Genomic DNA, 22,678 nt, shown 5'->3' with positions numbered 1-22,678 from the left:
CATAAGGGACACCATGAACGACCTCTCCGCTCCGAAAATCGCCGCCGTGCCGGACCAGCCGCGCCTGAACAACAAAGTCCGCTTCGTTACGGCCGCCTCGCTGTTCGACGGCCACGACGCCTCGATCAACATCATGCGCCGCATCCTGCAATCGAACGGCGTGGAAGTGGTCCACCTGGGCCACAACCGCTCGGTCGACGAAGTGGTGACCGCCGCGCTGGCCGAAGACGTGCAGGGCATCGCCATCTCCAGCTACCAGGGCGGCCACGTCGAATACTTCAAATACATGATCGACCTGCTGCGCCAGCGCGGCGGCGCGCACATCAAGGTATTCGGCGGCGGCGGCGGCGTGATCGTTCCCGACGAAATCGCCGACCTGCATGCCTACGGCGTGACCAAGATCTTCAGCCCGGAAGACGGCCAGCGCATGGGCCTCGTCGGCATGATCCAGTGGATGGTGCAGCAGTGCGACATCGACCTGTCCCAGTATTCGCCGACGTCGCTGGCGCCGCTGCAGGAAGGCGACATCGCCGAGCGCCACCGCCCGCTGGCCCAGCTGATCACCGCGCTGGAAAATGAAAAAGCCTCCCCTGCCCTGCGCGCCGAGCTACTGGCGGCCGCCGAAGGCCTGGCCGTGCCCACGCTGGGCATCACCGGCACCGGCGGCGCCGGCAAATCCTCGCTGACCGATGAGCTGATACGCCGCATCCGCCTCGACCAGGGCGACTCGGTCAACATCGCCATCATCTCGATCGACCCGTCGCGCCGCAAATCCGGCGGCGCGCTGCTGGGCGACCGTATCCGCATGAACGCGATCAATCCGTGGAATGGACAGGCCCGGGTCTTCATGCGCTCGCTGGCCACGCGCGAAGCCGGTTCCGAAATCTCGCAGGCGCTGCCGGACGTCATCGCCGCCTGCAAGGTCGCGGGCTTCGACCTGGTGATCGTCGAAACCTCCGGCATCGGCCAGGGCGACGCCGCCATCGTGCCGCACGTCGACGTCTCCATGTACGTGATGACGCCGGAATTCGGCGCCGCCTCGCAGCTGGAAAAAATCGACATGCTCGATTTCGCCGACTTCATCGCCATCAACAAATTCGACCGCAAAGGCTCGCAGGACGCATTGCGCGACGTCGCCAAGCAGTACCAGCGCAACCGCGAACTGTGGAGCAAGCGCCCGGAAGAAATGCCGGTCTACGGCACCCAGGCGTCGCGCTTTAACGACGACGGCGTGACCTCGCTGTACCAGGGCCTGCTGCCCAAGCTGGCGCAATTCGGCCTGCAGGCCAAGCCGGGCAAGCTGCCTCCGGTGGACGTGCGCTTCTCCAGCGGCAAGCACGTCATCGTGCCGCCGGCACGTTCACGCTACCTGGCGGAGATCGCCGACACCGTGCGCGGCTATCACCGCTTCACCCGCAAGCAGGTGACGCTGGCGCGCGAACGCCAGCAGTTGACCGAATCCAAGCGCATGCTGGCCATCGCCCACAAGACCGCCGACTTCGACGATCTGATCGCCGAGCGCGATGCGGAAATGGACGGCGGCGCCAAGAAGCTGCTGGCCCAGTGGCCGGACATGCAGGCGGCCTACGCGGGCGATGACTACGTCGTCAAAATCCGCGACAAGGAAATCCGCACGCGCCTGGTCCAGCACACCCTGTCCGGCACCAAGATCCGCAAGGTGTCCTTGCCGCGCTATGAAGACCACGGCGAAGTGCTGCGCTTCCTGATGCTGGAAAACGTGCCGGGTTCGTTCCCGTTCACGGCCGGCGTGTTCGCCTTCAAGCGCGAAGGCGAAGACCCGACCCGCATGTTCGCCGGCGAAGGCGACGCCTTCCGCACCAACCGCCGCTTCAAGCTGGTCTCGACCGGCATGGACGCCAAACGCCTATCCACCGCCTTCGATTCGGTGACCCTGTACGGCGCCGATCCGGCGCTGCGTCCGGACATCTACGGCAAGGTCGGCAACTCCGGCGTATCGATCGCCACGCTGGACGACATGAAGGTGCTGTACGACGGCTTCAACCTGTGCAGCCCGAGCACCTCGGTCTCGATGACCATCAACGGCCCGGCGCCGACCATCCTGGCGATGTTCATGAACACCGCCATCGACCAGCAGGTTGAAAAATTCGTCGAAGAGAACAAGCGCCAGCCAAGCGCCGACGAAGCGGCCAAGATCAAGGACTGGGTACTGCAGAACGTGCGCGGCACCGTGCAGGCCGACATCCTGAAGGAAGACCAGGGCCAGAACACCTGCATCTTCTCCACCGAGTTCTCGCTGAAGGTGATGGGCGACATCCAGGAATACTTCGTCCACCACCAAGTGCGCAACTTCTACTCGGTGTCGATCTCCGGCTATCACATCGCCGAAGCGGGCGCGAATCCGATCTCGCAGCTGGCGTTCACGCTGTCGAACGGTTTCACCTTTGTCGAAGCCTATCTGGCGCGCGGCATGCACATCGACGACTTCGCGCCCAACCTGTCGTTCTTCTTCTCGAACGGCATGGACCCGGAGTACACGGTGCTGGGCCGCGTGGCACGCCGCCTGTGGGCCGTGGCGATGCGCGACAAGTACGGTGCCAACGACCGTTCGCAAAAGCTCAAGTACCACGTGCAGACCTCGGGCCGTTCGCTGCACGCGCAGGAAATCGACTTCAACGACATCCGCACCACGCTGCAGGCGCTGATCGCGATCTATGACAACTGCAACTCGCTGCACACCAACGCCTATGATGAAGCGATCACCACGCCGACCGACGAATCCGTCCGCCGCGCGCTGGCGATCCAGCTGATCATCAACCGCGAGTGGGGCCTGGCGAAGAACGAGAACCCGAACCAGGGCTCGTTCATCATGGAAGAGCTGACCGACCTGGTGGAAGAAGCCGTGCTGCAGGAATTCGAACGCATCGCCGAACGCGGCGGCGTGCTGGGCGCGATGGAAACCGGCTACCAGCGCGGCAAGATCCAGGAAGAGTCGATGCTGTACGAGCACCAGAAGCACGACGGTACATTGCCCATCATCGGCGTCAACACCTTCCGCAATCCGAAGGCGACGGGCGAGCCGCAGAAGATCGAACTGGCGCGTTCCACCGACGACGAAAAGCAATCGCAACTCAAGCGCCTGGAGGACTTCCACGCTCGTAACGCGGAGGCATCGCCGGCAGCGCTGGCCGCCCTGCAGCAGGCGGCCATCGACAACGCCAACGTGTTTGAAAAGCTGATGGACGCGGTGCGTGTCTGCTCGCTGGGCCAGATTACGACCGCGTTGTTTGAAGTCGGCGGCCAGTACCGCCGCAATATGTAAGACCTCAACCGGGAGGCGGGTTTCCGCCTCCCGTCAGACCCGGCGGCGCCGCGCCAGCGCGCCGATGCCGGCCAGCCCCACGGCAAACATCGCCATGCTGTCTGGTTCGGGTACGCTGGACACCGCAACCCCATCCACTCTCAGCCCCTGGCCAAGCCCGAGCGGGCCGGCGTCATACCACTGGCCGCCCTGCATCAGCGCATAGCCGCCCAAGGCTTGCGGCGCCATGCCCGGCATGCTGCTTTGACTGCCGGTGCCATAATTGGACGTGAAGACGACCCAGTAGCTGCCAGGCCCAACCTCCCAGTTCAACGCCGAAACGCCGTTCCAGGCCAGCGCGCCGGCACCAGTTACCACGCTTGCCGATTGCAGCATGCTGCCCGGTACAAAGCCGCCGTCGCCGTCAGCGCTGTTGCTGAACAAGCTGATGCCCACCGTGCCGGCATCCGTGCTGAAATAGCCGGCGATGCTGGAGATGGTCAACGTGCCCGTCACCGAAAATTGACCAGCGTAGCCATGGTTGCTGTTGAAGGCCCAGCCGGCGCCGACGGCATTCGACGGCGTGCCCGTGTCGACCACCGGCGCCGCGCCGGCCGACAGGCACTGCGCCAGAAGAAAAATACAACTCAATCGTTTGAAAAGCATGCGCGTCCCCGGTTTTCAGATTGTGCGGTTATTTGAGCTTGCCCGCGCCGGCGTTGGCTGGCACGGAGCTCAGCGTAGCCGTCGCGGTCTGCAGCGCATACAGGTAGGGTGGCGTCCACGAGTTGGCGGCACTCGGCAGGGCTAGACCGCACTGGCCATCGACCAGGTTGGTGCCGGCCTTGTCGCTGACGAACACATGGCCGGACGAGCGGAAGCCGGTGTAGTCCTTGCCCTTGATCGCCTTGCCGCAAAACTCGGTCAGCTTGAGGCCCGTGATGTTGTAGTAGTGGTTCTCGAGCAGCATGTTCGAGTGATAGCGCGCATCGGTACCGCTTTCGAATTTGACGTCCGCATCCTTGGTCGTAACGTTGCCGGTGACGAGGTTGTTGAACATATGAACCTGGCCATAGCGATTCAGCGGCAAGCGCGTCGTCGCTCCATCCCACCAGTTGCCGCTGAAGGTCACATGCATGCGGCCCTCGTCACTCCAGGCGCGGCCGGAGTCGCCGTTGCCCACCAGGGTGGTCTTGTGGTGCTTGCCGAAATAGCTGTTGGAGATGGTGACGTAGTCGCTGCCGCGTACCACATCGAGCGCACCGTCGTGCCTTGTGGTGTACGGTGCGACGGCCAGCGAGTCCGGCGTGTCGCCGTCGGAAATGGTCAGGTGGTCGAGATAGATGTTCTGTCCGCGCGATACCGTCAGTCCGTCGGCATAGGCATTGGCCGAGTCCTCGGGATTGACGTCCCATGGCGTATCGAGCACCAGATTGCGCACGATGACGTTGCGGGTCCAGGTTGGATAGTCGTCGCCGTTCTTGCCATCGGCGATCCACTTCTTGAAGTCCGCTTCCGGATCGCCTGCGGGCGTCAGCGCAAGCTCGCCGCCGATCAGCAGCGCCGTGCCGGTGATGCGCGCCGGACGGCCGTGTGCATCATTGATACCGACTAGCGTCGTGTTGGAGGGCAGTGCGATCGAGCCGCCCAGCTTCTGATCCGAATAGCTGGTGTACTCCCGGAAGACCGTGTTGTTCTGGCTCCAGCGCAAATCGATATGGCCGATCACGCGCACGATCTTCGGCTCGTTGCCGGCTTCATTGAGGGCGGCGACCAGTTGCTGGCCGTTGTACACGGTGTAGACGCGGTTAGCGGTGGCCGAGCCGCCGCCCGTCACCAGCACGGCGCCGCTGCGCGTGCGGGCGTGCCAGCCGGTGGCGGGCGCGCTGTCGCGCTCAAAGGTCAGCACACCGCCGGTCGGATCGGCCGCCGCAAACTGCCATACCGGCAGCTTGGGCGCGGCCGCATAGTTGGCGGGATCGTGCAGGCCGCTCACCAGCACCGGGGCGGAGTAATTGCGCACGCCGTATTGAGCGATCTGCAAAGGCGTGCTGGCGCCGACCAGGGTCTTGGCGTCTATCGTGGCGGCCTGCGCGGCCGAGGCCAGCAGGATGCCGGCAGCGAGTAATAGGTATTTCATGGCGGTCTCCAATGTAGAAAGTACGGCACGCGTTCTTTTATGGAACGCTTCTATGCCAATGTCGTTACGATCTGTACCCACGTGTCGGTGCCTTGCGCGCGGCAATATCAAATCGATTTTCGAAGGGAAAACCGATGCGTAAGACCGGCCGCAACGAGTCGCGACCGTTATGTACCAACTGGGTGGGTCCGGATAAACATTCAGCATCCAACAGCGATGACTGAAACAGGCACCTTGCGTACCTGTCGCCGTTGCGACGAGGGCTGGTAGCCGAGGTCGCGCAGGTCAAGGATCGAAGCCGGCTTGAGGATTGATGCCGACAGCGATTAATTTAATACTAATCCTGAAGAAAAAAATATGCAACAAGCAATCGGAACGGAACGCGGCTAGCGAGGGGCAGCACCGACCGTGGCCCCAGGCATCAGCACCGGCTGCCACAATTCCTGCAGTTCGCCAGCCGGCTTGCCATCCTCCAGCTCCATCAGCATGGCGATCATGCGGGCGCCGGCCTTGTGTGGGTCGGGCTGGTCGATGGTGGTGACGTTGGCGCCGGCCAAGGTGTCGGCCATATTGCCCCAAACGATGAGCGATATCTCCTTGCCGATGTCGATGCCGGCATCGAGCAGCGCGCGCACGGCGCCTACGCCAGACAGATGATTGTCGACGATGACGGCCGTCGGCCGCGGCGAACACGCCAGCAACTGCTGCATCGCCTGGTAGCCGCTGCGGCGGTCCAGCGTATTGTCGATCAGGTGGCGCGGATCGACGCTCAGGCCCGCCGAGGACATCGATGCGATGAAGCTGTCCTTGCGCTGGCGGGCGAAGTTCAGTTCCAGCGGTGCGCTGATCAGGGCCACGCGCTGGTGGCCCAAGCCCAGCAAGCGCTCCATGGCCATGCGGATGCCGGCCGCGTTGTCGTAGTCGAACCACGCATATGCCGCATCGAGCTCGGTGCGGCCATGTGCGACAAACGGAAACCTGGATTTGCTCAGGAACGCGATGCGCTCGTCGCGCACCAGCGTGCGACCCACCACCAGGCCGTCGACCCGCCGTCCGCGCACGATCTGCTGGTAGGAAGGCAGCTCGTTGGACGGCGACACCGGCGCGATGATCAGGTTTTTATTCACCTGCTCCAGCGCGGCCGACATGCCGGCCACCACGTCGAGGAACATCGGATCGCCCAGGTCCGCCGGCAGCAGCGGATAGATGATCCCGAACACATTGGTGCGTCCCAGCGCCAGCGAGCGCGCCATCGGATTAGCCTGGTAGCCGTTCTCCTTGGCCGCCTTCAACACGCGCTCGCGCGTCCGGCCGTTGACCTCGGGGTAACCGTTTAACGCCCGGCTCACCGTGGTTTTCGACATGCCGAGTAAGTTTGCGAGGCGCTCCAGATTCATAGTAAACGATCAATGTTGACCGCTGATTATAGCGGACGGGTCGAAACCGCCACCACCGTCATCGACAGCTTTTTTGAAAAAATACAACATAATCAAGACGATAGAGATGGGCACCAGGGTCAGGTAGAAGGCGAAATGGCCGCTGAAATTGCCGAACACGTAGCCCGTGATCAGCGACCCGGTGGTGCCGCCCAGCGCCGAAAAAATCACCAGCAGGCCGGTCATCGCCGAGTGCTGGTTCTTCGGCAGGGAACTGAGCATCACCGAGTTGATGCCCGGGTAGATGGGCGCCATGAACAGTCCGATCAGCGGAAACAGGAAGGTGGCCACCGGCGCGCTGGACCAGCTGATGTTCGGATCGGCCACCACGTTGTGCGTCAGCGGCAGCGCCAGCAGCACCATCGCCGCCATGCCGATCACGCAGGCGTTCATCACCGGATACCAGTTCAACTTGCGCATCAACACGCCGGCCGACAGACGGCCGATCGCCAGGCAGGCGGCAAAGATGCTGGTCACCTGCACGCTCATCGCCGCCGGCAGCTTGAGGATTTCGTTGTTGAACGTCGGCAGCCAGGTGCCCACGCTTTGCTCGATCAGCACATACAGGAAGGCGGTGATGACAAACACGCACACCAGCGGCTTGAAGAACAGCTTCAGCATCGCGGCGAAATCCTGCGCGATGCCGCGGCCTGCCGGCAGCGCGGCCATGTCTTCGTTGAAGGGGGTGGTCAGCAGCAGTGCGAACGTCAGCGCGCACAGCACCGCCAGCACCCAGTAGACCTGCAGCCAGCTTTGCGACAGCAGATCGTGCGAATCGATAAAGTAGCCGAACACCCAGTAGGCGCTCAGCACGCCGACCATGAAGAAGCCTTCCAGCAGATTCATGATGCTGGCGTGCTGCTTGCGGTCCGCCGCGATCAGGCCCAGCGTCGAATACACCGATACCTTGACCAGCGCGAACGACACGCCGACGCAGAAGAACAGCAGTTTGGTGGTGGCGAACGACGGCAGCACCGGCATCGCCACGCAGGCGGCGGTGACGATGGCCAGCCCGTTCAGCATCGCCTTCTTGTAGCCCAGGCGCGGCAGGAACGACGCCACGAGGAAGGACACCACCGCGATCGGCAAGTCCTTGAACCCTTCCAGCACGCTGGCGCTGGACTTGGTGATGCCGTAGTTGTTGATCACCTGAAGGATGACCGTGCCCACGCTATTGAGCAGGATTGCAAATACAAAGTAAATCAGAAATAGCGCAAATAGGATGCGATTGTTCTTCATACTGTCTCCGGATTGGTTTTTATTATTTATATGATTTAGTACGATTCCAGATTGAAGTCCGTCAAGCTCGTGATGACCACATCCGCCTCGGTCAGCACAAACGGATGGCCTATCCCCAGCGCGAACATGCCGGCCGACTTGATCGACGCCACGCCCGCCACCGCGTCCTCCACGCCGAGGCAGTCGGCGGGCGCCACGCCCAGTTCGCGCGCCGCCTTCAGGAAAATCTCCGGATCCGGCTTGCCGCGCACGATGGTCGCTGCGTCCACCACGTAGTCGAATTTATCGGTGATGCCCAACCGGCCCAGCACCGTAAAGGCGTTCTTGCTGACCGAGGCCAGGCCGATGCGCAGGCCCGCGCGCCGCACCGCGTTCAATGCGTTGACGGCACCCGGCAGCAGATCCGACGACGACATCGTGGAAATCAATTCCTGATAGTGCAGGTTCTTCTCGTCTGCCAGCGCCAGCTTCTCTTGCGGCGTGTACGTGCGCGACGACGACGCCAGGATCAGGTCCAGCGATCCCATGCGGTCGATGCCCTTCAGGTTCTCGTTGAAGGCCTGGTCGAAATGCACGCCCTGCGATTCCGCCAGGCTTTTCCACGCCAGGTAATGATAGTGGGCGGTGTCGGTGATCACGCCGTCCAGGTCAAAGATAACGGCTTTAAAGCGGCTCATGAAAAACTCCTCGATTGCATCGGTTGCGACAGGGTCAGCGCGACTTGCTCGCCGCCGTGGGTAAAGTCCAGCAGCTCGCCTTGCAGCAGGCGGTAGTCCGTGCGGCCCGGCTCCACATGCACCTCCAGCAGCGCACCCTTGAAATGAATCTTGAACGTGTAGTGCTGCCACTGCTTGGGCAGCGACGGCGCGAAGTGCAGTTCGCCGCCGACCACACGCATGCCGGCGAAGCCGTACGCCACGCCCATCCAGGTGCCGGCCATCGCCGCCGTGTGCACGCCGTAGTGCGTGTTGCCGTGCGTGTCGTCCAGGTCGAGGCGCGCGGTCTCCATGAAGTAGTCGTAGGCCTTGTCCTGGTAGCCCACTTCCGCCGCGATGATGCTGAAGATACAGGACGACAGCGACGAATCGTGCGTGGTCACCGCCTCGTAGTAATCGAAGTCGCGGCGCTTGTCCTCCAGCGTGAACTGGTCGGACAGCAGCAGCAGCGCCAGCACCACGTCCGCCTGCTTGCACACCTGGTGGCGGTAGATCACCATTGGATGATAGTTCAGCAGCAGCGGGTAGTTCTCTTTTGGCGTGTTGGCGAAATCCCACACTTTCTTCGACAGGAAGCTGTCGTCCTGCGCGTGAATTTGCAGCGCCTGGTCGTACGGAAGATTCATCAGCGACGCGGCGCGGCGCCATGCGGCCGGCTCGTTCGCGTCCAGCGCGGCGGCGGCGGCGATGCGGGCAAACTCCGCCGGCTGGCTGGCCTGCAGCTGCTCCGCGATCGATGCCGCGAAGTTCAGGTGCATGCGCGCCATCGCGTTGGTGTAGTAGTTGTTGTTGACCAGCGCCGTGTATTCGTCCGGCCCCGTCACCTGGTTGATGCAGAAGCGGCCTTCGCGGTCGTAGCTGCCGATGCCCATCCAGATGCGCGCCGTTTCCATGACGATTTCCGCGCCATGTTTGACCAGGTATTCCTGGTCGCCTGTCGCTTCCATGTACAGCTTGATCGAATATGCGATGTCGGCGTTGATGTGGTACTGCGCGGTGCCGGCCGGGAAGTAGGCCGAGCACTCGTCGCCGGCGATGGTGCGCCATGGGTACAGCGCGCCGGTGGCGTGCGACATCTGGCGTGCGCGCTCGCGCGCCTTCGGCAGGCCGGCGTAGCGGTACTCCAGCAGCTTGCGCGCGATCTCCGGTTTCGAATACAGGAAGAACGGGAAGATGTAGATCTCCGTATCCCAGAAGTAGTGGCCTTCGTAGCCCTCGCCCGTCACGCCCTTGGCCGAGATGTTGGTCTTGCCGTCGCGGCCCACCGATTGCAGCAGGTGGAACTGGTTGAAGTGGATGCCTTGCTGGAGCGCGTCGTCGCCGGCGATCTGCACGTCGGCCTGCTGCCAGAAGTCGGCCAGGTACTGCTCCTGCGCCAGGCGCAGATCGTCGAAGCCTGCGGCCCTGGCGCTGGCCAGCGTGTCCTTGCTGCGCCACATCAGTTCCGTCTCGGCGTAGTCGCGCGAGGAGAAGTAGCTGCCGTACTTGGTCAGCGTGACGGCCTGGCTGGCTTGCGCGGCCAATTCATAGGTCTGCGTCAGGCGCTGCTCCACCTGCGCGATGGTGATGGTCGCATCGGCGCCGGTCAGCTCCGTGTCGGTGGCGCTGACCAGCATGAAGCCGCTGTTGTGCGTACGCTGCACCAGCGCCGCGAAGCCGACATTCTGTTCATGACCGACCATGTGCAGCGACTGGCCCGAAACCGCGGAACCCACGCGCGGGTCGTCGCCGGCTTCCTGGTTCTTCACCGCGCCGTCGAGCGCCGACACCAGCCGCATGCGGCCGGCGAAGTTCAGCGGCGTCACCTCGAACTCGATCGCGAACAGGTGCTTGTTCTCGAAGCACACCAGGCGGCGGCTGTTCACCTTCACGCTGCGGCCCTGCGGCGAGGTCCACTCCACGGTGCGCGTCAGCACGCCGGTGCGGAAGTCCAATACCCGCTCGTACGTCTGCACGGAACCGCTCAGCAGGTCGAAACGCTCGTCCTCGAGCCACAGCTCGATGCCTTTCGCGTTCGGCACATTCAACATGAACTGGTTGACCTTGGCCAGGCCGTAAGCCGCCTCCGGATACTGGATGGGCTCCGATTCATAGAAGCCATTCAGGTAGGTGCCGTCGAGCGAGGTGCCGGCGGGGCCGTTGTAGCCCTCCTCGCCGGTGCCGCGCAGGCCGATGTAGCCATTGCCCAGGGCGAACAGTGTCTCGTCGAGAAAATGGGAGTCGGTATCGAAGCTGGTCTCGCGGATGCACCAGGCTTCCAGGGGATAGGTGTGTTGTTGCACAGCGTATTCCTTACAAAATGCGATTCAAAGCGGTTTGAATTTTGAAAAACACCGGTTTTAGAAGGTTTTTAGCGTTTTTCAGGGGAAAGCGAAAACTAGGTCTGGCGCACCATCAAAGTGGTCGGCAGCATTTCCGAGCCGACCGGCTGGCCTTCGATCAGGCCCAACATCTTCTTGGCCAACAACACGCCGCCGTCGCGCAGATACTGGTGCACGCTGGTCAGCGGCGGCACGAAACTGGCGGCGCCGGGCGTATCGTCGTAGCCGATGACGGAGACATTCTCCGGCACCCGCAAATTCTTTTCGGCCAGCGCGCGGATCGCGCCCATGGCCAGCAGATCGCTGGCGGCAAACACGCCGTCGAAGCTGGCGCCCTTCTTTTTCAGCAGCGCCGAAATACTGTCGAAGCCCGCCTCGAAGGTGAACGCCTTGGGGCGGATGATGTGCACCGCCGCCCGTCCGCCCATCGCGTCGATGAAGCCGGCGCAGCGTTCCTGCACCTCGGCGTGGTCGACGTCGCCCAGGAACACCAGCTTCTGCCGGCCCTGCGCGATGAAACGTTCGGCGGCGCTGATGCCGCCCTTCCTGTTGTCCGAGCCGACCACGATGTAGTCCATGTCCGGCTCCGGCGCGCCCCACACCACCAGCGGCATGCCGGTCTGCTGCAAGGTGCGCACCGCCTCGCCGTGCGAACCCTGGCCCAGCAGGATCAAACCGTCGGCGCCCTGCACCGGCGCGGTGTTCATCAACTGCTTGGACGTCAGCACCACGCTGTAGCCGGCGGTCGTCAATTCCTGCGTGATGCCGCCCAACAGCTCCAACGGATACGGATCGGACATCGGCCGGCCGCGCACGGGTGTCATTTCCACCACAACCGCCACCGAATAACTGCGGCCCATGCGCAAATTGCGCGCGCTCACGTTGAAACGGTAGCCCTGCTCGTTGGCCAAGGTGCGGATCTTCTCGCGCGTCTCGGCCGTCACCAGCGGGCTGTCGCGCAGCGCACGGGAAACTGTGATCTTGGAGACCCCGGCCAGCTTGGCCAGATCCTCCATTGTCAATGCCGTGTCGCTTTTTCGGGCTACGTTCTTATTCGAGGGCATCGATCGCTCATAGGGTTGAATACATGGTTGCGAACGCATTATGACAGAAATTTTTGTTTTGTCGCGAAAAATGACATCGATAACATTTTGATTGACATCGATATCATTTCTTGTTTCAATGGCTCATCTTCGCGAAAACCCGGAAGATCCAGGAGACGATTTCAGTCCAATAAGAAAGCACAGAGACCACATGAAAACCCAGAATCCGTTCTTGTTATCCGCAGTCACGGCTGCAGTCCTCACCCTCGTCAACCAGGCCGCCGCGCAAGCCCAGACCGCCGCACCGGCTGCCGAGCAGGCCACCTCCAAGGAAGTCACCGCCGAAGTCCAGCAGGTGGTCGTGACCGGCGTGGCCTCGGCGCGCGGCGTGCGCAAGGTCGATTCGGCCTTCTCGATCACCACCGCGACCGAAGAGCAACTCAAGCAAGCCTCGCCAAGCAGCACCGCCGACATCATGAAAATCGTGCCGGGCGTGTATGCGGAATCGACCGGCGGCCAGTCCGGCGCCAACATCGAAGTGCGCGGCTTCCCGTCCGGCAGCGATTCGCCGTTCGTCTCGGTGCAGCTGATGGGCAACCCGATCTACCCGCCGCCGACGCTGTCGTTCTTCGAAGGCTCGTCCGCCTTCCGCCTGGACGACACGGTCGAACGCGTTGAAGTGTTGCGCGGCGGCCCGTCCACCATCTGGTCCAACGCCCAGCCCGGCGCGACGATGAACTTCATCCTCAAGGAAGGCACGGACACGCCGGAAGGCTCGGTACGCTTCACCACCGGCACCGGCAGCCTGCGCCGCGTCGACATGTTCTACGGCGGCAAGATCAGCGACGGCTGGTATGGCTCGGTCGGCGGCTTCTACCGCAAGACCGACGGCGTGCGCGACGCCGGCTTCCCTGCCGACGATGGCCACCAGATCACCGCCACCCTGACCCGCAACCTGGACCAGGGCAAGCTGACACTGTACGCCCGCAGCACCGACGACAAGAACGCCTTCTACACCGGCGTGCCGCTGATCTCCAGCAACGGCGGCCACACGATCACCGAGTTCCCCGGCTTCAATCCGCTGACCGGCACCCTGATGAGCGGCGAAATGCGCAACTTCACCATCGAAGCGGCGCCCGGCAAGACGCTGACCAAGGACCTGGCGGACGGCCGCGGCCTGAAAGCCACCGTCTTCGGCGCCGATTTCGACCAGAAGATCGGCGACTGGAGCGTATCGAACAAGTTCAACCGCTTCGACGGCGACCTGAACACCAACGCCATGTTCACCGGTAACAACCCGCTGTCGATGAACGATTACCTGAAGGCCGCCATCGCCTCGGCCAACGGCAACGCGGCAACGGTCGCGGCGGCCGGCGGCAAGCTGGCCACGGCCGGCACCGCCACCTACGTCCACGGCGGCGCGGTCGACGGCAACCAGCAAGTGGTGCAGGCCGGCCTGTGGTCGGTCGAGAAGCAACTGAAGTCGTTCACCGACGAACTGCGCGTCAGCAAGGAAATCGGCAAGGACAACACCGTCACCGTGGGCGGCTACTTCGCCGACTACTCGTCGCATGACGTCTGGTACCTGGGCAACAGCCACCTGATGACGGCCGTGCCGCAAGCCAGCCTGATCAACGTGACGCTGAACAACGGCGTGGTCGTGTCGAAAAACGGTACCGACGGCAATGTGTTCTACGCGCCGGTCGCCTCGTACGACGGCCGCAACACCGCCGCCTTCGTTTCCGACGAGTGGAAAGTCAACGACCGCATCAAGGTCGACTTCGGCGTGCGCCACGAACAGCAAAAGATCAGCGGCACGATCTCCAACCTGACCTCGGCCGACACCGACAACAATCCGCTGACCGTCTACAACAACGGCACCTCGATGCCGGACGGTTCGAACACCTACCTGAGCCGCACCGACAGCGCCAACTCGTTCACCATCGGCGGCAACTACAAGCTGGCCAAGGATACGGCCGTGTTCGTGCGCGCCAACCGCGGCCACACCTTCATCTCGTTCGACGACCTGCGCGGCGCCGGCAACCAGAAGACCGCCAACGACAGCAGCATCTTGCCGACGCCGAAGGTCAGCCAGTTCGAGATCGGCTTCAAGACGGCAACGCAGCTGTACAGCGCCTACATCAACGCCTTCCACACGGAATTCGACGGTATCGCGTTCACGCAGATCCTTGCCGACGGCCGCGAGCTGCACTCGATCAGCGGTTCGAAGGGCAACGGCCTGGAATTTGAAGTGGCGGTGCGTCCTATCGAAAACCTGCAACTGGCGTTGACCGGCGATTACCAGAAATCGGAATACCGCGACAATCCTGACACCGCCGGCAAAACCGTGCAGCGCCAGCCTAAGCTGCAGTTCCGCTTCACGCCGACCTACCGTATCCCGTTCGGCGACGGCAACTCGGCCAAGATCTACGGCACCTACACCTCGATCGGCGAGCGTTGGGCCGACCAGGCCAACCAGCAATACCTGCCGTCCTACCGCACCATCGATGCCGGCGTGCTGTTCTCGCTGGGCGAGAAGATCGAAGTGCGCCTCAGCGGCACCAACCTCAACAACGAACTGGGCCTGACGGAAGGCAACTCGCGCCTGACCACCGGCGGCTCCGGTCCGATCAACGCACGTCCGCTGTTTGGCCGTACCTGGGAAGCGTCCGTGCTGTACCGCTTCTAAGCTGTTCCGTCCCTCCTCACAGGCAAGGCGCAGTCAGCCTTGCCTTTTTTGTTTTTCTGGCCTAATCTGCAAGTGATCGTGCTCATCACGATTCTGCCTTACCATGCCCAGAATATTGTCGAGGGGAAATTTCGTGGCTACCGTAACGTCCGTCAGTGCGCTGCAAGCGTCGATTGCACAGGCCGAAAGGCAAGTGCAACAGGACCAGTCACGGGTAAGCCAGGATGCCAGCCGGCTGGAGCAAAGCCGCCAGCAGCTGACCAAGGATAAGGAGACGCTGAGCGATACCCAGCGCCAGAGCGATCAGGCGTCCGCGCCGCCGGTGCAGGCGGCGCCAGCCATTAATTTGAGCAATGCAATTGAAAAGCCGTCGCGCGCCGAGCAAACCCTGCCGGCCGACCTGACGCCGCCCAAGCCGCAGATCAACGCGCAGGGCGAGACCATCGGCAAGCTGATCAACGTCGTCGCCTGATCCGCCGTCATACCCGCGAAAGCGGGTATCCATAGAACTCCTGCATGGGCGCTCAGCATGGATTCCCGCTTGCGCGGGAACGACGTTGGTTCTTTACAGTGGCTGAGCAACCATTGCGGCTTCCAGCTCTTTCACCCGCTCCCACCACTTGCCGTCCGCCATAGGCAGGCGGATATCCATGGCCTGGCCGATTGCCGGCGTGGCCAGCGGCAGGCGGCGTTCGCCGGCCAGCTCGGCGATGCGGTCGAACGGATCGTGCCACGCGTGCAGCGACAAGTCGAAGGTGCCGTTATGAATCGGCAGCAGCACCTTGCCGCGCAAGTCGATATGCGCCTGCAGCGATTCCTCCGGCTGCATGTGCACGTCCGGCCACTGCGGATCGTAGGCGCCGGTTTCCACCATGGTCAGGTCGAACGGCCCGTGCTTGCGGCCGATTTCCTTGAATCCGTCGAAATAGCCGCTATCGCCGCTAAAAAACACTTTGACGTCGCGGTCCTCGATCACAAACGACGCCCACAAGGTCTTGTTGCGGTCACCCAGGCCACGGCCGGAGAAGTGCTGCGCCGGCGTCGCCACCAGCTTGATGCCGGCCACGTGAGTGCTCTGCCACCAGCTCAGCTGCTGCACCTTGGCCGCCGGGACGCCCCAGGAAATCAAGCGCTCGCCCACGCCCAGCGGCGTGATGAAATGCTCGGTCTTGACGGCCAGCTTCATCACCGCCGCGTAGTCCAGGTGGTCGTAATGATCGTGCGACAGGATGATGCCCTTGATCGGCGGCAGTTCCTCGATGCTGATCGGCGGCTGGTGGAAACGCTGCGGCCCGGCCCACTGCACCGGCGACGCGCGCTCGGAAAACACCGGGTCGGTCAGCCAGAAATGGCCGTTGAGTTTGAGCAGCACCGTCGAGTGGCCGAGGCGGAACAGGCTGCGATCCGGAGCATCCAATAACTGCTGCTGCGTGATCGCATGAACGGGAATGGCCTGGCGGGGCACGGTGTCTTTCGGTTTATCGAAAGCAAAGCGGAGCATGGTGCCCAGCGTCTTGAAGAAGCCCATCTTGTGCATCTTCACCGGATTGCGGAACTTGCCGTCGCGGCTGCGCGGCGCGCTGGGCACGGACAGGCCATCGAGGCTGTTGACGGCGGATTCGGCGATAACGGATTGATAAGTCATGATGAACGACTCCAGAGGGTTAGAATGTACACTACACAGTGTAGTTCTTGTTTTTTCAAAAGTAAACCAGTCGGTGTAAAATAAAAGCCATGAACACACCACTCAAACTGACCGACCGCAAGCGCCAGGCCATCGTCGAAGCGGCGATAGCCGAGTTCCGCAGCAGCGGTTTCGAATCGACCAGCATGGACAAGATCGCCGCGACCGCCGGCGTGTCCAAGCGCACCGTGTACAACCACTTCCCCAGTAAAGACGAACTGTTCGCGCAAATATTGCATGAGTTGTGGAATAGTTCCGCGTCGCAGGCGGAGCAGCCCTACGATCCGGCCGTGCCGCTGCGCGAGCAACTGATCGGCCTGCTGTCGAAAAAAATGGCGATGTTGCAGGACAGCTATTTCCTCGACCTGGCGCGGGTGGCGATCGCCGAGGCGATCCATTCACCCGAGCGGGCGCAGGAGATGGTGTCGCGGATGACCCGCAGGGAAGAGGAAGCGGCCGTCTGGCTGCGCGCGGCCCAGGCCGACGGCAAGCTGCTCAAGGCCGATCCGGCGCTGACCTCGCAAATGCTGCCGGGCCTGCTGAAGACCTTCGCCTTCTGGCCGCAGGTGACGCTGAACCAGCCGCCGCTGGACCCGGCCATGCAGAAAAAAGTGGTCGAGATGAGCGCCGATATGTTCCTGGCTTACGCTTCCTAAGCGAAGCTGACCGAATAAATCGGCGGCAAGGTGGTGGACACAGTCTGCCATTGGCCGCCGCCGTCCTCCGACAGCCAGGCGCCGCCGGTGGTCGATCCCATCAGCAAGATCTGGCCGTCGTCGCTGACCGCCAGGCCATGGCGGTAGACCAGATCGTAGCAATAGTGCTGCGGCAGGCCGCCGCGCCAGGCGGTGAAAGTCTTGCCGCCGTCAGTGGTGCGGGTGACCGCCAGCGCCGCATGGGAGGCGAAGCGCTTGCTGTCCGCCTCGGCCGGCACGAACCACGCCGTCTCGCCGTCCTTCGGATGCACGGCCGTGACGAAACCGAAGTTCGACAAGGGCTTGCTGTGCACCTCGGTCCAGTTGGCGCCGTTGTCCACGCTGCGCCAGATGCCGTTGTGATGCTGGCACCACAGCTTGTCCGGCTCCGACGGGCAGCGCACGATGCGGTGCGGATCCTGCACCGCCTGGTTCTCCGCCAGTTCCGGCGGCATGTAGCTGGCGACCATGCCCTTGGCCCGCATCGACCAGCTGGCGCCGCCGTCCGTGGTCAGCCAGGCGCCGCCGCAGGACACGCCGACCAGCACCGAGTTGCTGTCGCGCGGATCGACGCAAATGCTGTGGATGCCCGGCACGTCATAGCCGCCGCCCATCCACTGCGCGCGCTCCGGCACGTTCCACAAGCCCTCCACCAGATGCCAGGACTCGCCCCGGTCGTTCGAGCGGAACAGGCCGCCCGGCAGGGTGCCGGCCCACAGCACGCCCGGCTGGTCCGGCCCGCCGGCCGCCAGCGACCAGATCTGCTTCATCGTCCATTCGACGGGGTCGGCGCTGTCGATCGGCTTGACGGGAAACGCCGGCACCGCCACCTCCACCCAGTCGTTGCTGCCGGCGTCGCGCCGGTGCAGCTTGGCGCCGAAGTGGCCCAGGTTCAGCGCCGCGTACAAGCTGCCGTCGCGCCGGTCCGGCAGCACCATCGACACTGGATCGCCAAGGAAATGTTGCTGGTCGATATGCCACGCCTCGTGCGTGCGGTAGATCTCGAACAATCCCTTGCGTGTGCCGATATAGGCGCGGTCGGACATGTCAGCCTCCTGAAAGAGCTTGCAGAATATAGACTTTGGAATGGGGCGCGAGTTCGTCGTCGAGCAGCTTGCGCTCGCGGGTGCGCTGGCCGTCGATGAAGATGACGACGTTTTCGCGCAGATGGCCCTGCTCGTCGAGCACGTAGCCGCGCAGCCGGGGATGATCGGCAAACGCCAGGTCGAGCGCGCCCCGCAGATCGGCCGCGTCGGTTTCCACCTGCGGCACGGTCATGAAGCGACCCAACTGCTGTGTAAATATCAATTGCGCCATGCCGCAGATTCTAACGCGGAATCGCTGCCATTTCGTTAAAATGAAATCGCATCAACTACCGGAGCGCCGCATGACGATCACACCGCAAGAGCTGGAATTGCTGATGGAAGAGGTGGAGAAAGAGGATCCGATCGACTTCGCCGACCTGCCGTTCGACGAACACGACCTGCGCGGCCTGATCTCCAACCATCTGTGCGAGATGGCGGAGGCGATGGAAAACTTCAGCGAAGAGGACAAGCACCTGACCTTGCTGGCCGTGGCGGCCAAGCTGGTGCTGGAAAACATGGTGCTCAACATCCAGCTGATGCGGCGCCACGGCGTGCCGCTCAACGAATCGACCGAGGCCCTGCTGAGCCGCCTGCGCAAGGGCGAAGGCGGCTCGGAAGGTTAAGGCGCCGGCGGGAAATCCAGCGGCGTCGCGTTGACGCGGTTGAGCAGATTGGTGAACGTGATGGCAGCCACCGCCAGCAGCGTGTCGACGATCTGCGCATCGCTGTAGCCGGCCTCCTTCACCGCGATCACCACCGGCGCCGGCACGTCGCCGCTGGTGCGCACGATGGTGTGCACAAAGGCCGCCAGCGCATCCAACTTGGCTTCGCCGCTGGGCGTGCCATGGCGCGCCGCCTGGATGGCGCTGGCGCTCAGGCCCGCCTTGCCGCCCATCAGCGTATGCGCGGCAAGGCAATAATCACATTGCGCATCCTGGCTGACGGCCAGTTTGACGACTTCCACTTCCTTGGCCGACAGGCTGGCTTTGCGCAGCGCGCCATCCAGGTTCAATGCCGCTTCCAGTGCGACCGGGCTGTTGCTGCCGGCCGTGGCGTAGGCGTTCGGCACCTTGCCGATCGCGCCCTTGATGGCGGTGAACAGTTGGGCGGCGTGGCCGGTGGCTTCCGAAACAGGCTGGGTGAACAAGCGGGACATGATGTTTCCTTTCAAAGTGAGTTGGTATGGGAAGCAGTGTAGGTCCGTTGAGAGAGATTATTAATGCTCAATCCGCGCTACAATTTGCTCATTCGTCTCAATCAATCTGAATATGGATACGCTCAGCCATTTGCTCACGCTGTATCCGGTGCGTACCGCGCTGGACGTCCGCTGCCACTTTGGCGCACCCTGGGTGCTGGATCAGCCGGCGTCGCCGGACGGTGTCGCGCCCTACCACCTGATCGCGCGCGGTTCGGCGCTGGTCGATGGCACCGACGGACTCGAACTGCAGGCCGGCGACATCATCGTCTTCCCGCACGGGGGCGCGCACCGGCTGTACATCGGCGACCCGGCGCAAGCCTCGTCGGCGCACAAGGAAGCCGGCCTGCTGCGATTTGAAAGCAACGACGGCGACGGCCCGGCCACCGACATCCTGTGCGGCGAGTTCCGCTTCGACCCGGACGGCGGCGGCCTGCTGGCCGCATTGCCGGCCATGCTAGTGGTGCGCACGGCGGACCAGCCGGACGCGCAAGCGCTGCGCCACCTGATCGGCATCCTGCAAGCGGAAGCGGAAACGCCGCGCGCCGGCTCGGCGGCGGTGCTGCGGCAGTTGTCCTCGGCCTTGTTCGCACTGCTGATACGCGCCTGGCTGGAACAGGCGCTGGCGGTGCCAGGACTGTTTGCCGTGATGGCCGAGCGGCGGCTGCAGGCGGCGCTGAACGGCATGCTGTCCACGCCGGAGAAAGCCTGGTCGCTGGAGCAGTTGGCGGCGGTGTGCCACATGTCGCGCGCGACGTTCGCCCGCCTGTTCAAGCAGGCCGCCGGCGCCACGCCGGCCGACGTGCTGGCGCAGCTGCGCATGGCGCAGGCGACGCGCCTGCTGGACGCCGGCAGGCAAGCCGGCGATGTCGCGGAATCAGTCGGCTACCAGTCCGAAGCCGCGTTCAACCGCGCCTTCAAACGTCAGTACGGAGTGGGGCCTGGCGCCTGGCGGCGGCGGGCGCCTCAATGAGCAGGTCCGATACGGCGATGGCGACGCAAGGCAGGATGTAGCCTTCGCGCTTTTCGTCGGCGCTCAAGCCCGGCCATTCGATCTTGTAGCGCACCGTGCCGCTGGTCTTCAGGCAGATGCAGGTGCGGCAGGTGCCGTTGCGGCAGGAGCTGGGCAGCGTGATGCCGGCCCGCTCGGCGGATTCCAGCACCGTCGCCGGCGCCGCCGTTTCAAACGTCCAACCTTGCCCGTGCAGGGTCACGCTCGCCGTGTCGGTCTCGCTCATGCCAGTGCCGCGCCATGTGGTGAAACCAGCATGATAACCGCAGTTGCCACCTCCCCGGCAGCATCAGGCCATCAGCTTGAGCCGGGGCTTGGCGATGCGCGCGGCAGGCGGCGGCGCTGCGGGCCGCAGCGGCATCGCCGAACCATGCCGGTCCGCCAGTCCGCCCTGCAGCTTGAACACCGCCATCGCCTGCGACACGCACAGCGTCTGCTGCGCCAGATTGCCCGCCGCCGCAGCCGCCTCCTCCACCAGCGCCGCGTTCTGCTGCGTGATGTTGTCGATCTGGATCACCGCCTGGTTGACCTGGCCGATGCCGGTGCTCTGCTCGCGCGTCGAATTGGAAATATCCTCCATCACCTGCGACACGCGGCCCACGGCGGCGATCAGTTCGGTCATGATGACGCCGGCGCGGTCGGTCAGCACCTCGCCCGCCTTGACCCGCTCGATCGACACGTCGATCAAGGCCTTGATTTCCTTGGCGGCCGTGGCCGAACGCTGCGCCAGGTTGCGCACCTCGCTGGCCACCACGGCAAAGCCGCGTCCCTGCTCGCCGGCCCGCGCCGCCTCCACCGCGGCGTTCAGTGCGAGGATATTGGTCTGGAACGCGATGCCGTCGATCAGGCCGATGATGTCGAGGATCTTGTTCGACGAGGTGCTGATATCGCCCATCGTCGACACCACCTGCGACACGATGCTGCCGCCCTGCGCCGCCACCGTCGCGGCGCGCTCGGCCAGCCCGTTGGCGCTGGCGACATTGCTGGCGCTCTGCTGGACGGTCGAAGTGAGTTGCTCCATGCTGGCGGCAGTCTGCTGCAGGCTGGAGGCCTGGGATTCCGTGCGGCCCGACAAATCCATATTGCCGTTGGCGATTTCGCCGGTGGCCGTGGAAATCTCGGCGAAATTGGCGCGCACGTCGCCGATGATGCTGTGCAGGTTGATATTCGTCTGCCGCAACGCCGCCAGCAACTCGCCGACCGCATCATCGCGCCGCACCTCGATCGACGCCGTCAGGTCGCCGCCAGCCATCACGCGCGCGGCGCGGGTGGCCTGTTCGAGCGGCATGGCAACATGCACATAGAGATTGCGGCCAAACCACGCCATGCCCAGCATCGCACACAGCGCCAGCGCACCCAGCCAGCCGCGCGCGGCGTCGATGCCGGCGCTCTCCATGCCCAGCAGCGCGGCGGCCAGCAAGGCCAGTACGCCGCCCGTCAGCGCGGTGGCGGCGGCGACCTGGCGCGCCAGCGACATCCGCAGCAGATCGCGCACGCGCGCGGCCAGGCCGGTCGACACGACGCGCCCGTTCACAATGCGCAGGCGCTTGGGATTGCCGGACTTGAACTGCCGGTACAGCGCGTCCGCCTGGCGCACCTGCTCGCGGCTCGGCTTGGTCCGCACCGACAGATAACCGACCGGCTTGCCGCGCTCGATCACCGGCGTGACGTTCGCCAGCACCCAGTAAAAGTCGCCGTTCTTGCAGCGGTTCTTCACCAGTCCCGTCCACGGCGCGCCGCTCTTGATCGTGCTCCACAGATCGGCGAACGCCTCGACCGGCATGTCGGGATGCCGCACGATGTTTTGCGGCGCCCCCATCAGCTCGGCTTCGGTGAATCCGCTGACTTCAATGAAATAGGGATTGGCGTAGTTGATATTGCCTTGCAAATCGGTGCTGGAAACGATGGTCTTGCCGTCTTGCATGACGTATTCATTTTGCGTGATTGGACTGTTGGTGCGCATGACCATTCCTTTTATATTTGTTCATATGAAAGGGCGAGCCGGGGTTTGGGGAGCGCCACCGGCGGCAGTGGCCGGCGATTCCAGAATAGACGGGTTCTCCGAGCAAAACTCTCACAAACTGTCACGCGCAGGCATTAGCAGCGGTTTAGTTACTGCTTTTTGATCCAGATCAAATTTCTT

19 protein-coding genes are annotated in these 22,678 nt (G+C 63.4%); 6 read left to right on the top strand and 13 right to left on the bottom strand.

Annotation, left to right across the window (positions count from 1 at the left end):
* Positions 1-13: 13 nt before the first annotated feature.
* Positions 14-3,301, top strand: a complete 3,288-nt coding sequence (icmF, locus tag ACSQ3S_RS02840) for a fused isobutyryl-CoA mutase/GTPase IcmF (protein WP_436141531.1) — start codon at positions 14-16, stop codon at positions 3,299-3,301.
* Between the two features lie 33 nt (positions 3,302-3,334).
* On the opposite strand, the gene ACSQ3S_RS02835 is transcribed toward icmF, so the two are convergent.
* The 7 genes from ACSQ3S_RS02835 to ACSQ3S_RS02805 all read right to left on the bottom strand — a co-directional run bounded on the left by ACSQ3S_RS02835 (position 3,335) and on the right by ACSQ3S_RS02805 (position 12,148).
* Positions 3,335-3,946: a PEP-CTERM sorting domain-containing protein gene (locus ACSQ3S_RS02835; protein WP_436141530.1), complete on the bottom strand. Its 612-nt coding sequence runs from the start codon at positions 3,944-3,946 to the stop codon at positions 3,335-3,337.
* 28 nt (positions 3,947-3,974) lie between these two features.
* Complete coding sequence (locus tag ACSQ3S_RS02830; protein WP_436141529.1) at positions 3,975-5,420, bottom strand: pectate lyase family protein; 1,446 nt, start codon at positions 5,418-5,420, stop codon at positions 3,975-3,977.
* 386 nt (positions 5,421-5,806) lie between these two features.
* A complete protein-coding gene (locus tag ACSQ3S_RS02825; protein WP_436141528.1) occupies positions 5,807-6,817 on the bottom strand; it encodes a substrate-binding domain-containing protein in 1,011 nt (336 codons plus the stop codon).
* 9 nt (positions 6,818-6,826) lie between these two features.
* The gene (locus tag ACSQ3S_RS02820; protein ID WP_436141527.1) at positions 6,827-8,095 is read right to left on the bottom strand and encodes an MFS transporter; all 1,269 of its coding nucleotides are present in this window, start codon (positions 8,093-8,095) and stop codon (positions 6,827-6,829) included.
* A 35-nt stretch (positions 8,096-8,130) separates the two neighbouring features.
* Complete coding sequence (pgmB, locus tag ACSQ3S_RS02815; protein WP_436141526.1) at positions 8,131-8,772, bottom strand: beta-phosphoglucomutase; 642 nt, start codon at positions 8,770-8,772, stop codon at positions 8,131-8,133.
* Positions 8,769-11,093, bottom strand: coding sequence for a glycoside hydrolase family 65 protein (locus tag ACSQ3S_RS02810; protein ID WP_436141525.1), 2,325 nt, complete (start codon positions 11,091-11,093; stop codon positions 8,769-8,771). Before ACSQ3S_RS02810 ends, pgmB begins: the two co-directional genes overlap by 4 nt.
* Before the next feature lie 95 nt (positions 11,094-11,188).
* Positions 11,189-12,148 carry a LacI family DNA-binding transcriptional regulator gene (locus ACSQ3S_RS02805; RefSeq protein ID WP_436141524.1) on the bottom strand — a complete coding sequence of 320 codons (960 nt, stop codon included), beginning with the start codon at positions 12,146-12,148 and terminating at the stop codon, positions 11,189-11,191.
* A gap of 238 nt (positions 12,149-12,386) precedes the next feature.
* On the opposite strand from ACSQ3S_RS02805, the gene ACSQ3S_RS02800 reads away from it, so the two are divergent.
* Positions 12,387-14,864: a TonB-dependent receptor domain-containing protein gene (locus ACSQ3S_RS02800; RefSeq protein WP_176653019.1), complete on the top strand. Its 2,478-nt coding sequence runs from the start codon at positions 12,387-12,389 to the stop codon at positions 14,862-14,864.
* 133 nt (positions 14,865-14,997) lie between these two features.
* Complete coding sequence (locus tag ACSQ3S_RS02795) at positions 14,998-15,336, top strand: hypothetical protein (protein ID WP_353403879.1); 339 nt, start codon at positions 14,998-15,000, stop codon at positions 15,334-15,336.
* Positions 15,337-15,429: 93 nt separating this feature from the next.
* Here the strand turns inward: ACSQ3S_RS02795 and ACSQ3S_RS02790 are convergent, their stop codons facing one another.
* Positions 15,430-16,509 carry an MBL fold metallo-hydrolase gene (locus ACSQ3S_RS02790; protein ID WP_436141523.1) on the bottom strand — a complete coding sequence of 360 codons (1,080 nt, stop codon included), beginning with the start codon at positions 16,507-16,509 and terminating at the stop codon, positions 15,430-15,432.
* A gap of 89 nt (positions 16,510-16,598) precedes the next feature.
* Here ACSQ3S_RS02790 and ACSQ3S_RS02785 point away from each other — a divergent pair, with 89 nt between their 5' ends.
* Complete coding sequence (locus tag ACSQ3S_RS02785) at positions 16,599-17,204, top strand: TetR/AcrR family transcriptional regulator (RefSeq protein WP_353403877.1); 606 nt, start codon at positions 16,599-16,601, stop codon at positions 17,202-17,204.
* On the opposite strand, the gene ACSQ3S_RS02780 is transcribed toward ACSQ3S_RS02785, so the two are convergent.
* Both ACSQ3S_RS02780 and ACSQ3S_RS02775 read right to left on the bottom strand, forming a co-directional pair.
* Complete coding sequence (locus tag ACSQ3S_RS02780) at positions 17,201-18,289, bottom strand: WD40/YVTN/BNR-like repeat-containing protein (protein WP_413448327.1); 1,089 nt, start codon at positions 18,287-18,289, stop codon at positions 17,201-17,203. The genes ACSQ3S_RS02785 and ACSQ3S_RS02780 overlap by 4 nt on opposite strands.
* 1 nt (position 18,290) lies before the next feature.
* A complete protein-coding gene (locus tag ACSQ3S_RS02775; protein WP_176653024.1) occupies positions 18,291-18,560 on the bottom strand; it encodes a MoaD/ThiS family protein in 270 nt (89 codons plus the stop codon).
* A gap of 70 nt (positions 18,561-18,630) precedes the next feature.
* Between ACSQ3S_RS02775 and ACSQ3S_RS02770 the strand changes: the two genes are divergently transcribed.
* The gene (locus tag ACSQ3S_RS02770) at positions 18,631-18,951 is read left to right on the top strand and encodes a hypothetical protein (protein WP_176653025.1); all 321 of its coding nucleotides are present in this window, start codon (positions 18,631-18,633) and stop codon (positions 18,949-18,951) included.
* Here ACSQ3S_RS02770 and ACSQ3S_RS02765 read toward each other — a convergent pair.
* Positions 18,948-19,484 carry a carboxymuconolactone decarboxylase family protein gene (locus ACSQ3S_RS02765; RefSeq protein WP_436141522.1) on the bottom strand — a complete coding sequence of 179 codons (537 nt, stop codon included), beginning with the start codon at positions 19,482-19,484 and terminating at the stop codon, positions 18,948-18,950. The two genes, ACSQ3S_RS02770 and ACSQ3S_RS02765, sit on opposite strands and share 4 nt — an antisense overlap.
* A gap of 112 nt (positions 19,485-19,596) precedes the next feature.
* Here ACSQ3S_RS02765 and ACSQ3S_RS02760 point away from each other — a divergent pair, with 112 nt between their 5' ends.
* Positions 19,597-20,496 carry an AraC family transcriptional regulator gene (locus ACSQ3S_RS02760; protein ID WP_436141521.1) on the top strand — a complete coding sequence of 300 codons (900 nt, stop codon included), beginning with the start codon at positions 19,597-19,599 and terminating at the stop codon, positions 20,494-20,496.
* Here the strand turns inward: ACSQ3S_RS02760 and ACSQ3S_RS02755 are convergent.
* Positions 20,441-20,761, bottom strand: coding sequence for a 2Fe-2S iron-sulfur cluster-binding protein (locus ACSQ3S_RS02755; RefSeq protein ID WP_436141520.1), 321 nt, complete (start codon positions 20,759-20,761; stop codon positions 20,441-20,443). The two genes, ACSQ3S_RS02760 and ACSQ3S_RS02755, sit on opposite strands and share 56 nt — an antisense overlap.
* A 63-nt stretch (positions 20,762-20,824) precedes the next feature.
* On the bottom strand, positions 20,825-22,498 hold the full coding sequence (locus ACSQ3S_RS02750) for a methyl-accepting chemotaxis protein (RefSeq protein WP_436141519.1): 1,674 nt from the start codon (positions 22,496-22,498) through the stop codon (positions 20,825-20,827).
* Positions 22,499-22,678: the final 180 nt, after the last annotated feature.

The organism is Duganella sp. LjRoot269 (assembly GCF_964254095.1).
GTDB lineage: Bacteria > Pseudomonadota > Gammaproteobacteria > Burkholderiales > Burkholderiaceae_D > Rugamonas > Rugamonas hordei.
This window is presented reverse-complemented; position numbering and strand designations above follow the sequence as displayed.